Origin of the sequence: Kitasatospora putterlickiae (assembly GCF_039527695.1) — a bacterium.
Classification (GTDB): Bacteria; Actinomycetota; Actinomycetes; order Streptomycetales; family Streptomycetaceae; genus Kitasatospora; species Kitasatospora putterlickiae.
Map to the genome: position 1 here is coordinate 1 of NZ_BAAAKJ010000114.1, position 16,005 is coordinate 16,005.

The 16,005-nt window shown below is 72.5% G+C and carries 8 protein-coding genes; 6 read left to right on the forward strand and 2 right to left on the reverse strand.

Annotated elements, in window-relative coordinates; genetic code table 11:
* Positions 1–100: 100 nt before the first annotated feature.
* Positions 101–937, forward strand: a complete 837-nt coding sequence (locus ABD308_RS11995; RefSeq protein WP_344332287.1) for a phosphatase PAP2 family protein — start codon at positions 101–103, stop codon at positions 935–937.
* A 63-nt stretch (positions 938–1,000) separates the two neighbouring features.
* Here the strand turns inward: ABD308_RS11995 and ABD308_RS12000 are convergent, their stop codons facing one another.
* Both ABD308_RS12000 and ABD308_RS12005 read right to left on the reverse strand, forming a co-directional pair.
* Positions 1,001–1,564, reverse strand: a complete 564-nt coding sequence (locus ABD308_RS12000) for an acetate uptake transporter (RefSeq protein ID WP_344332367.1) — start codon at positions 1,562–1,564, stop codon at positions 1,001–1,003.
* 308 nt (positions 1,565–1,872) lie between these two features.
* Entirely contained in the window at positions 1,873–4,431 is a 2,559-nt protein-coding gene (locus tag ABD308_RS12005) for a SpoIIE family protein phosphatase (protein WP_425554746.1), read from the reverse strand.
* Between the two features lie 562 nt (positions 4,432–4,993).
* On the opposite strand from ABD308_RS12005, the gene ABD308_RS12010 reads away from it, so the two are divergent.
* The 5 genes from ABD308_RS12010 to rimO all read left to right on the forward strand — a co-directional run.
* Positions 4,994–9,559, forward strand: a complete 4,566-nt coding sequence (locus tag ABD308_RS12010) for a HAMP domain-containing protein (protein ID WP_425554748.1) — start codon at positions 4,994–4,996, stop codon at positions 9,557–9,559.
* A 343-nt stretch (positions 9,560–9,902) separates the two neighbouring features.
* A complete protein-coding gene (locus tag ABD308_RS12015) occupies positions 9,903–10,541 on the forward strand; it encodes a response regulator (RefSeq protein WP_344332370.1) in 639 nt (212 codons plus the stop codon).
* A gap of 121 nt (positions 10,542–10,662) precedes the next feature.
* The gene (locus ABD308_RS12020; protein ID WP_344332374.1) at positions 10,663–13,356 is read left to right on the forward strand and encodes a DNA translocase FtsK; all 2,694 of its coding nucleotides are present in this window, start codon (positions 10,663–10,665) and stop codon (positions 13,354–13,356) included.
* A gap of 285 nt (positions 13,357–13,641) precedes the next feature.
* Complete coding sequence (locus ABD308_RS12025; RefSeq protein ID WP_344332378.1) at positions 13,642–14,514, forward strand: helix-turn-helix domain-containing protein; 873 nt, start codon at positions 13,642–13,644, stop codon at positions 14,512–14,514.
* Positions 14,515–14,610: 96 nt separating this feature from the next.
* Positions 14,611–16,005, forward strand: a 1,395-nt coding sequence (gene rimO / locus ABD308_RS12030) for a 30S ribosomal protein S12 methylthiotransferase RimO (RefSeq protein ID WP_344332383.1), incomplete at its 3' end; no start/stop codon positions are given.

The window sequence follows — 16,005 nt, forward strand, 5'->3', positions numbered from 1 at the left end:
CCGAACAATCATTCCAAAAAGACCCTCTCCGGTTCAGGAGGGGGTCTTTTTGCGTTAACGTCTCCCCACCACGTCGGAGCCGGTGGAGAGGCGCGAACCGTTGCAGAACCTGACCCTGACCTGGCAGGCCGCCGGGGGCGCCGCGGTCGCTCTCTACGGTGGCGCGTACGCGGCCGCCAGGGGGCGACGGACGGGCGTCTCGGCGATCCTGCGGGAGGCCGGCACCCTGCTGGCGCTGTTCGCGCTCTGGCAGCTGGTCGGGCGGCTCTCGCTGATGAGCACCGAGCACGCGCTGGACCGGGCGCGCTGGATCCACCGGACGGAGTTGGCGTTCGGCCTGCCCGACGAGGCCTCCTGGCAGGCCGCGGTGACGCCGTACCCGCCGCTGGTGAAGCTGGCGAACTACTACTACGCGTCCATGCACTTCACCGTGATGATCGCGGTGCTGCTCTGGGTCTTCCTGAGACACCGCGAGCGGTACGCCTGGGTGCGGACCACGGTGGTCGTCACGACGGCGGTCTGCCTGGCCGTGCAGTTCCTCCCGGTGGCGCCGCCCCGGATGCTGCCGGAGAACGGGTTCGTCGACGTCGCGGCCGAGTACGGGCAGTCGGTGTACGGCGCCACGGTCGGCGGGGTGGTCAAGGCGGCGCAGCTGTCGGCGATGCCGTCGGTCCACGTGGCGTGGTGCGTGCTGGTGGCGGTCGCGGTGGTCCGGGTTTCGAAGAGCCCGCTGCGCTGGCTGATGGTGCTGCACCCGGTGCTGACCATCACCGTCGTGGTGGTGACGGCCAACCACTTCTGGGCGGACGGCCTGGTCGCGGTGGCGATCCTGTTGCTGACGTACGCGGCGCAGCGGGCGTTCGCCCGCCGGCGGGCCCGGCGGGCGGGGGACGTCCGGCAGGTGGGGGAGCGGGAGCCGGTGGCCATCCGGGGCTGAGACGGCATGCCGGTGGGCCGGGCCCCGTGGGGGTGGGGTCCGGTCCACCGGTTTCACCCGCCGTTATTTGACCGGCAGGACCTCACGGCCCCACGCGCCGTTGGTCAGCGACGCGGTGGCCCAGTACCAGGCCGCCAGTCCGGAGGCGGCGGCGATCCAGCCGGCCGTCTTGGCGAGGCCGGCGGTGGTGCTGAAGGTGGCGATGGCGGAGAGCACCAGGGAGACCGTCAGCAGGCCGTAGACGACGCGGCTGAACAGTCCCGCGTTCCAGCTCGCGGCGGTCAGGGTGAGGGCGAGCAGGGCCCACAGCAGCAGGAAGAGGCCGGCCGCGTTCTTTCCGGCGCCGGAGGCCGTGGACCAGGTCGCCCAGAAGGCGCCGAGGCTGGTGAAGGCGGTGCCGGTGAAGCCCTCGCCGCCGCGGAGCTGCCAGAGGCCCGCGATGAACAGGGTGAGGCCGCCGACGATGTGGGCGAGGTGGGCCGAGTTCCCGACGGCTGTTCCGCTGAAGATGCCGGTGGAGAGCAGACCGTAGGCGAGGAGGGTCAGGCCGAGGGCGAGGTAACCGAGGTTACCCGCGTCGGCGCCGGTGGAGCGGGCGTTCAGTGCCCCGGTAGCTTCGTTGCTCACCGGAGGCTCCTTTCACTCATGGGCGCGCGCAGGGCGCAGTGAACGCGGGTGAGTGTCGATGAGGTGAAGGCGCGTGACCGCTCCGGGTGCGCACGGCTGGAGCGTGCGACGGCTGCGGTCCGAATGTGGGCCAGCGGGAGAGCCGCTGGTCACGTCCCCGCCGGGGGATTCCCCGGTGAGGTCGGTGTACCCAGGGTGAGCGGGCTTGTACCCTTGTGAATCGCACATTTTGTTGCGTTGTCGGGCACGGTTCGGTCACGCTCCGACAGCCGGTGCGTCAGCTTGCGACAGGTGTCGCACCGGTTCGCTCAGGCGGTGCGCTGGGTCGGCACCCGCAGGGTGAGGATCGCCATGTCGTCGGAGGGCGGCTCCGGAGCGAACCGTTCGACCGCCCGCTGCACGCGCAGCGCGACCGCTCCGGCGGTGAGTCCGGTGCAGCCCGTGAGCACCTCGGCGAGACCGTCGTCGCCCAGCATCCGCCGGCCCTCGCGGCGTTCGGTGACGCCGTCGGTGACGCAGAGCAGGACCTCGCCCGGGTGGAGCACCAGGTGCTCGGCGGTGAGGTCGAGGTCGTCCATGACGCCGAGCAGGGGCTGCGGGGTGGCGGCCCGGTCGACCCGGCCGTCGGTGCGCAGGCGCAGCGGCAGCGGGTGCCCGGCGCAGACCAGGGAGAGCTCGGTGCTGCCGTCCGGACGGGGCGTCAGTTCGCCGTACAGCAGGGTGAGGAAGCGGCTGCGCGCGCCCTCGTCCAGGATGGCGGTGTTCAGCCGGCTGAGGACCTGCGGGGCGTCCAGGCCCTCGCGGGCGAGCAGCCGCAGCGAGTGCCGGGCGAGGCCGGTGACCGAGGCGGCCTCCGGGCCGGTGCCGCAGACGTCGCCGATGGCGAAGCCGTAGGTGCCCTCGCGGATCGTGAAGAGGTCGTAGAAGTCGCCGCCGACCTCGTTGCCCTCGCCCGCGGCCTGGTAGTAGACGTCCACCTCGACGCCGGGGATGTCGGGCAGCTCCGGGGGCAGCAGGCTGCGCTGCAGGGCCTGGCTGGTGGCGGTGCGCTCGGAGTAGAGGCGCGAGTTGTCGAGGGCGAGGGCGGCCCGGCGGGAGAGGTCCTCGGCGAGTTCCAGGATCTCCTGGCGGAACCGCACGCCGGCCGCGGTGCCGAGGGCGAGCAGGCCGATCACCCGGTTGCGGGCGGTCAGCGGCAGGACGACGGTCTCGCCGAGCAGGCCGGTGAGGCCGGGTTCGTCGGCGAAGCCGGCGCCGTGGGCGGTCTCGGCGGGGGCGGCCCAGAAGCGGGTGCCGTGGGTGGGGCCGGTGTCCGGGGCGGGTGTCTTGTCGAGCAGGGCGCGCAGCGGGTCGATGCGGTCCTCGTCCTCGTGCAGGACGAAGGCGAGCGAGGCGGGGGCGCCGTGGTCGCCGTTGGTGTAGACGGCGCACCAGGAGGAGAGGGTGGGGACGGCCATCTGGGCCATCAGGGCGAGCGTCTGCTCGTGTTCGAGGGTGCCGGCGAGCAGGTCGGAGGCCTCGACGAGGAAGGAGAGCGAGCCCCGGCGCAGCCGTTCGAGCTCGGCGAGCCGGGTGGACTCGACGGCCAGCGCGAGCCGGTCGGCGGCGAACTGGAGGCGCAGCGCGTCCTCGTTGTCGTAGCGGCCGGGGGTGCCGGTGGCGATGCCGAGCGAGCCGATCAGCCGGCCCTCGACCTTGAGCGGGACGGTGAGCAGGGAGCGCAGCCCGCTGTCGTCGAGGACCGGCAGGCCGGTGGGCCGGCTGGCGAGGTCCTCGTGGACGGAGGGCAGGCGCGGTGAGTCGTAGCGGTTGCCGGTGTCGACCGGGAAGCGGCTGTGCGGGCGCGGCGCGGTGGGCAGCCCGGTGCTGGCGCGCAGTTCGAACTCGGCCTCGTCGTCGGTGGTGAGCAGCAGGTAGGCGGCGTCGGCGTCGAGCAGGTCGCGGGCGCGTTCGACGGTGTGCTGGAGCAGGGTGTCGAGGTCCTCGCCGGTGCCGAGGCCGGCCAGCAGGTCGAGCCGGGTGGCGGGTTCGCCGCGGTCGCCGGGCAGGGCGCGGGCGGGGGAGCGCAGGACGGCGCGGTCGTCGTCGAGGACGAGCAGGCACAGGGTGGTCGGGGTGCCGTCGGTGTCGCGCAGGCGGACCTGGACGCCGTAGACGTCGGCCTCGGTGCCGTCGGCGCGGCGCAGCGCGTAGCCGCCCTCCCAGCGGGCGAGCCGCAGGACGGCGGAGAGGCCGAGGCCGCCGTCGGCGGGCTGCGGCCAGACGGCGAGGTCGGCCCAGGGGCGGCCGAGCACGGTGTCGGCGGGGTGCTGGAAGAGGGCCTCGGCGTCGGGGTTCCAGGACAGCACCCGGCCGTCGTCGTCGAGCTGGACGACGGCGACGTGCACCGGGCCGTGGCTGTGGGGCAGTTCGCCGCCGGGTGTGGCGGGCAGGGCGTAGCGGGTGCCGGCGGTGTGCGCGGGCAGGGTGAGCCGGAACCAGACGGTCTTGCGGCCGGAGCCGTACTCGACGCCCCAGCGTTCGGCGAGCGCGGCGCACATCAGCAGCCCTCGGCCGCCCTCGCCGTCGGCGTCGGCGTAGTGGTCGGACGCGGTGGTGGGGATGTCGGCGATGCTGGGCAGTCCGCGTTCGGGGTGGCGGTCGGTGACCTCGATCCGGACGGTGCCGTCCTCGCGCAGGCAGCAGACCTCGGCGGCGGTGCCGGCGTGCACGACCGCGTTGGTGACGAGTTCGCTGACCAGGACCACCGCGTCGTCGACGACCTCGGGCAGCCCCCAGCCCAGCAGCGCGTCCCGCACGAAGGAGCGGGCGGCCCCGGCCGACCGGCCCACGGGTTCGAAGGTGGCGGCTGCGCGCGCGGTGACCACGTTGCCACGTCTCCTCTGCTCTGGCCCTGGCTGTCCGGGGTGCGGCGCCGAAATCCCGGTGCGCGCCGGCGGTGGGCGGCGCCGCCGGGGCGGTCGTGGCCCGGTGCAGCGCTCCACCCTACTTTCCGCTTGGTTCCCCGTGGGGGCGGGGAGTCGAAACAGGCACCGGAGGGTGATTCTGCCCACCCGTTTCGGACGGGGCGGTACCAACCGAGCGCAACCGCGCTTGTACCGGGCGCGAGTGCTGCCAGACTGGGGGGTCCGCGATGTCCGGTCCGAGCGTTACGGTCGTCACGGGTTCCGGTGGGCCTGCCCGGCCGCCGGGACGGTGCCGCGCGGCGCGACCCCCGGGAGGGGGAGCGTGCGCGGGGTGCCGGACAGTTCACGATCTGGGAGGGGCCCGTTGAGTTCGGCCACCAAGGACGCAACCGGTACGACGCCGCCCGCTCCGCGCGGCGGGCGCTCCGGGGCCGCGCCGCGGAGCGCGGCCGGCCGGCGTGTCAACCACAGCCGCGGCGCCGAGCCGGCGGAGCTGCGCAAGCTGCTGGCCGCGCTGACGGCGATGCGGGACGGAAACTTCCGGCGCCGGCTGACGGTGCCCGGGGACGGTCCGCTGGCGGAGATCGCCGCGGTGTTCAACGAGGTGGCGGAGCGCAACCAGCACCTGACCGGTGAGCTGGCCCGGGTGCGGCGGGCGGTGGGCCGCGAGGGCCGGCTGAACGAGCGGCTGGAGACGGGCGCCGGCGAGGGCGCCTGGATGGCGGCGGTCGACAACTGCAACGCGCTGATCGACGACCTGGCGCGGCCGATGGCCGAGGTGGGCCGGGTGCTGACGTCGATCGCCGAGGGCGACCTGGACCAGAAGATGGAGCTGCGCTCGCTGCACAGCAACGGGGTGAGCCACCCGTTGCGCGGCGAGTACCTGAAGATCGGGCGGACCGTCAACGGGCTGGTGGACCAGCTGTCGGAGTTCACCGACGAGGTGACCCGGGTGGCCCGCGAGGTCGGCACCGAGGGCAAGCTGGGCGGCCAGGCGAAGGTCCGCAGCGTGTCCGGCAGCTGGAAGGATCTCGCGGACTCGGTCAACACCATGGCCGGCCGGCTGACCGCGCAGGTGCGCAACATCGCGCAGGTGACCACCGCGGTGGCCAAGGGCGACCTGTCCCGCAAGGTGACGGTCGAGGTGGCCGGCGAGATGCTGGAGCTGAAGAACACCGTCAACACGATGGTGGACCAGCTGAACGGCTTCGCGGCGCAGGTGACCCGGGTGGCCAGGGACGTGGGCACCGAGGGACGGCTGGGCGGCCAGGCGCAGGTACCGGGCGTCGCGGGGGTGTGGCGGGACCTCACCGATTCGGTGAACTTCATGGCGGACAACCTGACGGGCCAGGTCCGCAGCATCGCCCAGGTGACCACGGCGGTGGCGCGCGGCGACCTCTCGCAGAAGATCGAGGTGGACGCCCGCGGGGAGATCCTGGAGCTGAAGAACACCATCAACACGATGGTCGACCAGCTCTCCGGCTTCGCCGAACAGGTGACCCGGGTGGCCCGTCAGGTGGGCACCGAGGGACGGCTCGGCGGGCAGGCGCAGGTGCCGTGGGCGGCCGGCGTCTGGCGGGACCTCACCGACAACGTCAACTTCATGGCGAACAACCTCACCGATCAGGTGCGCAACATCGCCCAGGTGACCACCGCCGTCGCCCGGGGCGACCTCTCGCAGAAGATCCAGGTGGACGCCCGCGGGGAGATCCTGGAGCTGAAGAACACCATCAACACGATGGTCGACCAGCTGGGCGCCTTCGCGGACGAGGTGACCCGGGTGGCCAGGGACGTCGGCACCGAGGGCATCCTCGGCGGCCAGGCGAGCGTGCCGGGGGTGTCCGGCACCTGGAAGGACCTGACCAACAGCGTCAACCTGATGGCCAACAACCTGACCAGCCAGGTCCGCAACATCGCCGAGGTGACCACGGCGGTGGCGCGCGGCGACGTCTCGAAGAAGATCACCGTCGACGCCCGGGGCGAGATCCTGGAGCTGGTCACCACCGTGAACACCATGGTGGACCAGCTGTCGGCGTTCGCCGATGAGGTCACCCGGGTCGCCCGCGAGGTGGGCACCGAGGGGAACCTGGGGGGCCAGGCCCGGGTGCGCGGGGTGTCGGGCATCTGGAAGGACCTGACCGACAACGTCAACCTGATGGCCAACAACCTCACCAGTCAGGTGCGCAACATCGCCGAGGTGGCGGCCGCGGTGGCCTCGGGCGACCTCTCCAAGAAGATCAGCATCGAGGCCCGGGGCGAGGTCGCCGGGCTGGCCGGGACGCTGAACACCATGGTCGACCAGCTGTCGGCGTTCGCGGTCGAGGTGACCAGGGTGGCCCGCGAGGTGGGCACCGACGGCACCCTGGGCGGTCAGGCGAGCGTGCCGGGCGTCGCCGGGATCTGGAAGGACCTGACCGACAACGTCAACCTGATGGCCAACAACCTCACCGGTCAGGTGCGGAACATCGCGCTGGTGATCACGGCGGTGGCCCGGGGCGATCTGTCGCAGAAGATCGACGTCGACGCGCGCGGCGAGTTCCTGGAGCTCAAGACCAGCATCAACACCATGGTGGACCAGCTGTCGGCGTTCGCCGACGAGGTCACCCGGGTCGCCCGCGAGGTGGGCACCGACGGGCGGCTCGGCGGACAGGCGCGGGTGCCGGGCGTGGACGGCACCTGGCAGGACCTCACCGAGTCCGTCAACGAGCTGGCCAACAACCTCACCCGGCAGGTGCGCGCGATCGCGCAGGTCGCCACCGCCGTGACCCGGGGCGACCTGTCGCTGCGGATCGACGTGGATGCCGCAGGCGAGCTCGACGAGCTCAAGGACAACATCAACCAGATGATCGCCAACCTGCGCGAGACCACCCGCACCAACCAGGAGCAGGACTGGCTGAAGACCAACCTGGCCCGGATCTCCGGCCTGCTGCAGGGCCGGCGCGACCTGGAGGCGGTCGCCTCGCTGATCATGACCGAGCTCACCCCGGTGGTCTCGGCGCAGCACGGCGCCTTCTTCCTCGCCCAGCCGGCCGGCCGCACCGCCGAACTGATCACCGAGGACGACGACGAGAACGACACCGTGCTGCGGCTGATTGGCAGCTACGGCTACCAGCGGCGGGCGATGCCGACCACCTTCCGCCCCGGCGAGTCGCTGATCGGGCAGGCGGCGGTGGAGAAGCGGGCGATCATCCTCAAGGAGGCGCCGCCCGGGTACCTGAAGATCGCCTCCGGCCTGGGCGAGGCCTCGCCGGCCCACATCGTGGTGCTGCCGGTGCTGTTCGAGGGCCGGCTGCTGGGCGTGATCGAGCTGGCCACCTTCAGCTCGTTCACCACCGTGGCGCTGGACTTCCTCAACCAGATCGCCGACCTCATCGGCGTCACCGTCAACACCATCAGCGTCAACACCAAGACCGAGGGCCTGCTGCTGGAGTCCCAGCGGCTGACCGCCGAGCTGTCGATGCGTTCGGCCGAGCTGGAGGCGCGCCAGGAGGAGCTGGAGCGCACCAACGAGGAGCTGCAGGAGAAGGCCGAGCAGCTCGCCCAGCAGAACCGGGACATCGAGATCAAGAACAGCGAGATCGAGGAGGCCCGGCAGGTCCTGGAGGAGCGCGCCGAGCAGCTCGCGCTGGCCTCCCGGTACAAGAGCGAGTTCCTCGCCAACATGTCGCACGAGCTGCGCACCCCGCTGAACTCGCTGCTGATCCTGGCCAAGCTGCTGTCCGACAACAACGAGGGCAACCTGTCGCCCAAGCAGGTCGAGTTCGCCGACACCATCCACGGCGCCGGGTCCGACCTGCTGCAGCTGATCAACGACATCCTGGACCTGTCCAAGGTCGAGGCGGGCAAGATGGACGTCCGGCCGGCCAGGATCGCCCTGGTGCAGCTGGTCGACTACGTCGAGGCGACGTTCCAGCCGGTCGCGCTGGACAAGAACCTGGAGTTCGGCGTGCGGGTCTCGCCGGCCCTGCCGGTCACCCTGCACACCGACGAGCAGCGGCTCCAGCAGGTGCTGCGCAACCTCATCTCCAACGCGGTGAAGTTCACCGACACCGGCGCCGTCGACTTCTCGATCAGCCCGGCCGGCCAGGGCACGCCGCAGCACGTGCGCGAGCAGTTGCTGGAGGCGGGCGCGATCAAGGGCCCGGACGACCCGCTGATCGCCTTCACGGTCTCCGACACCGGCATCGGCATCCCCGGCAACAAGCTGCGGGAGATCTTCGAGCCGTTCCGGCAGGCCGACGGCACCACCAGCCGCAAGTACGGCGGCACCGGCCTCGGGCTGTCGATCAGCCGGGAGATCGCCCGGCTGCTCGGCGGTGAGATCCACGCCGAGAGCGAGCTGGGCAAGGGCTCGACGTTCACCCTGTACCTGCCGCTGCGGGCCGAGGCGCCGGACACCGCCGGACAGCAGGGGCCGGGCGCGCTGCGCGCCTCGGTCGGGGTGACCCCGGTCGGCTCGCCGGTGCCGGTGGGCGAGAGCCCGGCCGACCACTGGGCCCAGGAGGTGCGCGAGCTGGTCGAGGTCCGCCGTCGGGGCGCCGTCGAGCGCCGCCGCGCGGCGGGTCAGGACGCGCCGCCGTCGGACGTCCGCCCGGCCGGCGGTCGCGGGGCCGCGGGCGGGCCCGCCGAGGGGCGCGGGACGGGCGGACGGACCGAGGCGAGGGCGCCCGAGGAGGCCCGCCCGTCCGGCCGGGCCGATGTCCGCTTCGACGGCCAGCAGGTGCTGATCGTCGACGACGACGTCCGCAACGTGTTCGCCCTCACCAGCGTGCTGGAGCAGCACGGCCTGACCGTGCTGTACGCCGAGAACGGCCGCGAGGGCATCGAGATGCTGGAGCAGCACGAGAACGTCGCGCTGGTCCTGATGGACATCATGATGCCGGAGATGGACGGCTACGCGACCACCGAGGCGATCCGCCGGATGCCCCAGTTCGCCGGACTGCCGATCATCGCGCTGACCGCCAAGGCGATGAAGGGCGACAAGGAGAAGTCCCTGGAGGCCGGCGCCACCGACCACATCACCAAGCCGGTGGAGACCGACCACCTGCTGTCGGTGATGCACGAGTGGCTCACCCCCCGGAAGTCCTGAGGGGTTCCGACCGCGCCCAGGGGGCCCGGGATCCGGCCGAGTTGGGACCGGCCGGATGACGGGGGCGTGAATCCCGGAGTACGCTCCGGGATTCACGCCGGTGGGGCGGGCGGTTTGCTGGCGGGGAGGGCCGGGAACCCGGTAGGGTCACCGATCGTTGCGAACAGTGACCGAGTGGCGACTCGCTGGTGAGCGTACGCCGGTGCACTGACTGCGCGCCGCTCCGGATCCGGACGCGACGGAGCGATGTGCCGGGCGAGGGGGTGCGGCTAGCATGACCGGGGTAGTGGTGGGCGGTACGCGGGTGCCTTCCCCAGGTAGGCAGGCGACAGGAGGGCGCGTCGTGATGCAGAAGGCGAAGATCCTCCTGGTCGACGACCGGCCGGAGAACCTCCTGGCGCTGGAGGCGATCCTCTCCGCGCTGGACCAGACGCTGGTCCGGGCGGCGTCCGGCGAGGAGGCGCTCAAGGCGCTGCTCACCGACGACTTCGCGGTGATCCTGCTGGACGTCCAGATGCCCGGGATGGACGGCTTCGAGACCGCCGCCCACATCAAGCGCCGCGAGCGCACCCGGGACATCCCGATCATCTTCCTCACCGCGATCAACCACGGACCGCACCACACCTTCCGGGGCTACGCGGCCGGCGCGGTGGACTACATCTCCAAGCCGTTCGACCCCTGGGTGCTGCGCGCCAAGGTCTCGGTCTTCGTCGACCTCTACATGAAGAACTGCCAGCTGAAGGAGCAGGCCGCGCTGCTGCGGCTGCAGCTGGAGGCGAGCGGTGCCGAGCCGGCCATCGGCGGTGCGCTGCTCGGCGAGCTGTCCGCCCGGCTGGCGGCGGTCGAGGAGCAGGCCGAGTCGCTGACCAAGCAGCTGGACGGCACCGAGGACGGCGGGGTGGCGGCCACCGCGGCGCACCTGGAGCGCAAGCTGGCCGGCCTGCGGCGCGCGCTGGACGCGCTGCGCCCCGGCACCGACTGACCATGCCCCGGGTTCACCCGTCCGGGTGAACCCGAGCGGAGTGACGGTGTGTCGGCGACACGTCCCGGGCCCCGGCGCGCGACGTGGGCACAGCTGGTGTGCGCCGGTAGGCTGCTGACCCATGGCCACACGTACGCCCGGAAGCGCGGCACGCAACTCGAGTCCGGGACCGTCCAAGAAGGCCGCGGCGAAGGCTCCGGCCAAGCCGCCCGCCAAGAAGGCGGCCGCGAAGAAGGCCGCCCCGGCGAAGAAGACGGCGGCGAAGAAGACGGCGGCCGCCCCGCCGCCCCCCGCGTCCCGGCCGATACTCTTCCGCGCCGTGCGCGCCGTCTGGCTCGGCGTGGCGCACGGCATCGGCGCGGTCTTCCGCGGCTTCGGCGACGGCGCGAAGAACCTGGACCCGGCGCACCGCAAGGACGGCCTGGGTCTGCTGCTGTTCGCACTGGCCCTGGTCACCGCCGCCGGCACCTGGTTCAGCCCGCAGGGCTGGCTGGGCGAGGCGGCCACCAACGTGGTCTCCGGCCTGTTCGGCCGGCTCGACGTGCTGGTGCCGTTCCTGCTGGCGGCCGTCGCGATCCGGCTGATGCGCCATCCGGAGCTGCCGGAGGCCAACGGCCGGATCATGATCGGCCTGACCACCCTGCTGGTCGGCGTGCTCGGCCTGGTCCACATCGGCTGCGGCGCGCCCGTGATGGGCAGCGGCGCGACCCGGATAAGGACGGCCGGCGGGATCATCGGCTGGGCCGCGTCCACCCCGATGATGGCCGCCGCCGGGCCGGCCCTCGCGGTGCCGCTGCTCCTCCTGCTGGCCTTCTTCGGCCTGCTGGTCACCACCGCGACCCCGATCAACCGGATCCCCGAGCGGATGCGCGCGGTCGGCGTCCGGCTGGGCGTGGTCGAACCCGGCCCGCAGGACCTCGACGGGGGGCGTGCGCCGGAGCGCGAGCTCTCCAACGAACCACCCGAGGACGCCGACCCCTCCGCGCTGCCGTTCACGGTGGACACGGACAGTGACGACCCCTCGGACGAGGTGGCCGCCCGCCGGCGCCGCCGCAAGCGCAAGCCCGACGAGGCGCCCGCGGACGAGCCGGACATGTTCGCCAAGGAGCCGCTGGACCCGTACACCACCCGCAACCTCGCCGCCGGCGCCGCCGCCGACCTGGACGGCGCGCTGGTCTACGGCGTGCCCGCCTCCTCGGCGGTGGCGGACATGATGCACCAGGTGCAGGACCGCACCGCCCCGCCGGAGGAGCCCGCCGTCCCGGCCGCCCGCACCGGCGGCTCCGGCCCCGGCGCCCCCGAGGAGCACGGCCCCGCGCCGGTCCGGATGGAGCAGCTCCAGCTCGCGGAGGGCCTCACCTACGCCCTGCCCCCGCTCGACCTGCTGGAGCGCGGCGGCCCGGCCAAGGCCCGCAGCGCCCTCAACGACGAGGTGGTGGCCCAGCTCACCGGCACGTTCACCGAGTTCAAGGTGGACGCCCGGGTCACCGGCTTCACCCGCGGCCCGACGGTCACCCGCTACGAGGTCGAGCTCGGCCCGGCGGTCAAGGTCGAGCGGATCACCGCGCTCGCCAAGAACATCGCGTACGCGGTGGCCAGCCCGGACGTGCGGATCATCAGCCCGATCCCGGGCAAGTCCGCGGTCGGCATCGAGATCCCCAACCGGGACCGCGAGATGGTCAACCTCGGCGACCTGCTGCGGTCGCGCACCGCCGCCGAGGACACCCACCCGATGGTCGTCGGCATGGGCAAGGACGTCGAGGGCCACACCGTGATGGCCAACCTCGCCAAGATGCCGCACATCCTGGTGGCCGGTGCCACCGGCGCCGGCAAGTCGTCCTGCATCAACTGCCTGATCACCTCGATCCTCGCCCGGTCCACCCCGGACGAGGTGCGGATGGTGCTGGTCGACCCCAAGCGGGTCGAGCTGACCGCGTACGAGGGCATCCCGCACCTCATCACGCCGATCATCACCAACCCGAAGAAGGCCGCCGAGGCCCTCCAGTGGGTGGTCCGCGAGATGGACATGCGCTACGACGACCTCGCCGCGTTCGGCTTCCGGCACGTGGACGACTTCAACGCGGCGGTCCGGGCCGGCACCGTCACCCCGCCGCTCGGCAGCGAGCGCGAGCTGACGCCCTACCCGTACCTGCTGGTGATCGTCGACGAGCTGGCCGACCTCATGATGGTCGCCCCGCGCGACGTCGAGGACTCGGTGGTCCGGATCACCCAGCTCGCCCGCGCGGCCGGCATCCACCTGGTGCTGGCCACCCAGCGGCCCTCGGTCGACGTGGTCACCGGCCTGATCAAGGCCAACGTGCCGTCCCGGCTCGCCTTCGCCACCTCGGCGATGGCCGACTCCCGGGTCATCCTGGACCAGCCCGGCGCGGAGAAGCTGATCGGCAAGGGCGACGCGCTGTTCCTGCCGATGGGCGCCAGCAAGCCGATCCGCATGCAGGGCGCGTTCGTCACCGAGGCCGAGATCGCCGCCGTGGTGAAGCACTGCAAGGACCAGCTGTCCGCCGTCTACCGGGACGACGTGATGGTCGGCGGCGGACCGAAGAAGGAGATCGACGAGGAGATCGGCGACGACCTGGAGCTGCTGATCCAGGCGGCCGAGCTGGTCGTCTCCACCCAGTTCGGCTCCACCTCGATGCTCCAGCGCAAGCTACGGGTCGGCTTCGCCAAGGCCGGGCGGCTGATGGACCTCATGGAGTCGCGCGGCATCGTCGGACCGAGCGAGGGCTCCAAGGCCCGCGACGTCCTGGTGAAGCCGGACGAGCTGGACGGGGTGATCGTCTCCATCCGCGGCTGAGGCCGGCCGGGCCGTTGACGGGTGTTCACCCGTTCGGGCGGGGGTAGACGGGCGGTGCGGAACCGATCGGGTGCGCACCGCGTCCCAGGAACGACACCGGACGCGCGGGCGGCGGTGCGGGGGCCCCGGAGACGGCGGCCCGCCGCGTTGACGGGCCGTCAGTGCACGCCCGGCCCGGGCCCGGGGCGGCCGAGCGCATTCGGTCCTGTTCCGCTTGAGAAACGATCCGCCCACGCCCCTAGACTGTTCCCCAGCAGGTGGCCAACCGCTCGAAAGGCGTGCACCGTGACCATCGGCAAGTCCCCCGACCGCGAGAACGCCCCGACCTCCGCCCCGACCTCCGGTGCCGCGGAACCGGTGGCCGATGCCCCGAGCATCGGCCGGGTGCTGTCCGCCGCCCGGATCCAGGCCGGGTACACGGTGGACCAGGTGAGCAGTGCCACCCGGGTCCGGGTGCCGATCGTGCACGCCATCGAGGAGGACGACTTCGGCCGGTGCGGCGGTGACTTCTACGCCCGCGGCCACATCCGCGCGATCGCCCGGCTGGTCGGCGTCGACGGCGAGGCTCTGGTGGACCGCTACGACGCCGCGCACGGCGGCTCCCCGGCCTCCAAGCGGCCCACCGAGCTGATCGAGAGCGGCCCGATCAAGGTCCCGGGCCGGGGCCGGCCGAACTGGACCATCGCGATGGTCACCGCGATCGTCGTGGTGGTCGGGGTGATCGGCTTCAACCTGGTGAGCACCAAGAGCGGCACCGGCACCACCGGCTCGGCCAGCGCCCCGCTGCCCTCCGGCTCCGGTACCGGCTCGGTCGCCCCGGTGACGCCCGCGCCCACCCCGACCGTGCAGCCGCCCGCACCGGCGCCCAGCGCCCCGGCGATCGCCGCCGCCCCGGCCGACAAGGTCACCGTGAAGCTGGTCGCCGAGAAGGACACCAGCTGGGTCTCGGCGGTGGACGGCACCGGGAAGTCGCTGTTCCAGAACAACATCGAGGAAGGCCAGGACCAGACCTTCACCGACCCCAAGCAGATCAAGCTGGTGATCGGCAACGCGGGCGCCGTGCACGTGTACGTCAACGGCAAGGACCTCGGACCGGCGGGCAAGAACGGCCAGGTGGTGCACGTCACGTACACCCCCGGCGACCCGCAGGCGGGCTGATCGCGGGGGCCGTCCCACCCGGGGCGGAACCGGCCGGAGGGGGCGCGCGGCCTCCGGGGCGAACGCCCCCGGCGGTCGCGCGTTAATCTTGGCCCTATGCCTGAACGCCGTACTGTCGCCCTTGTCACGCTCGGATGCGCCCGCAACGAGGTGGACTCCGAGGAACTCGCCGGGCGACTGGAGGCCGACGGCTGGTTGCTCGTGGACGACGCCGCCGACGCCGACGTCGCCGTCGTCAACACCTGCGGCTTCGTCGAGGCCGCCAAGAAGGACTCCGTCGACGCCCTGCTTGAGGCCAACGACCTCAAGGACCACGGCCGCACCCAGGCCGTCGTCGCGGTCGGCTGCATGGCCGAGCGCTACGGCAAGGAGCTGGCCGACGCGCTGCCCGAGGCCGACGGCGTGCTCGGCTTCGACGACTACGCCGACATCTCCGACCGCCTGCAGACCATCCTGTCCGGCGGCCACCACGCGCCGCACATCCCGCGCGACCGCCGCAAGCTGCTGCCGCTGAGCCCGGTCGAGCGCCAGGCCGCCGCCACCGAGGTCGCCGTACCGGGCCACGGCGCCCCCGAGGACCTGCCGGACGGCGTCGCGCCCGCCTCCGGGCCGCGCACCCTGCGCAAGCGCCTGGACGACAGCCCGGTCGCCTCGGTCAAGCTCGCCTCCGGCTGCGACCGGCGCTGCTCGTTCTGCGCCATCCCGGCCTTCCGCGGCTCGTTCATCTCCCGCCGCCCCTCCGACGTGCTGCACGAGGCCCAGTGGCTGGCCGGACAGGGCGTCCGCGAGGTCGTCCTGGTCAGCGAGAACAACACCTCGTACGGCAAGGACCTCGGCGACATCCGGCTGCTGGAGACCCTGCTCGGCGAGGTCGCCGCGATCGACGGCGTCGAGCGGGTCCGGGTCTCCTACCTGCAGCCCGCCGAGATGCGCCCCGGACTGATCGACGCGATGACCGGCACCGAGGGCGTGCTGCCCTACTTCGACCTGTCGTTCCAGCACTCCGCGCCGGCCGTGCTGCGCCGGATGCGCCGCTTCGGCTCCACCGACCAGTTCCTGGAGCTGCTGAAGACCATCCGCGACAAGGCCCCGCAGGCCGGCGCCCGATCCAACTTCATCGTCGGCTTCCCCGGTGAGACCGAGGAGGACTTCGCCGAGCTGGAGCGGTTCGTCACGCACGCCGGGCTGGACGCGATCGGCGTCTTCGGCTACTCCGACGAGGAGGGCACCGAGGCCGCCACGTACGGCGACAAGCTGCCCGAGGACGTGGTCGCCGACCGGCTGGCCCGGCTCAGCAGGCTGGCCGAGGAGATGACCGCCCAGCGGGCCGAGCAGCGGATCGGCACCGAGGTCGAGGTGCTGGTCGAGTCGGTCGACGGCGACCTGGTCGAGGGCCGCGCCGCCCACCAGGCGCCCGAGACGGACGGCCTCACCACGCTCACCGGCGTCGAGGACCCCGAGGTCGGCCGGTCCTACCGGGCCCGGGTGGTC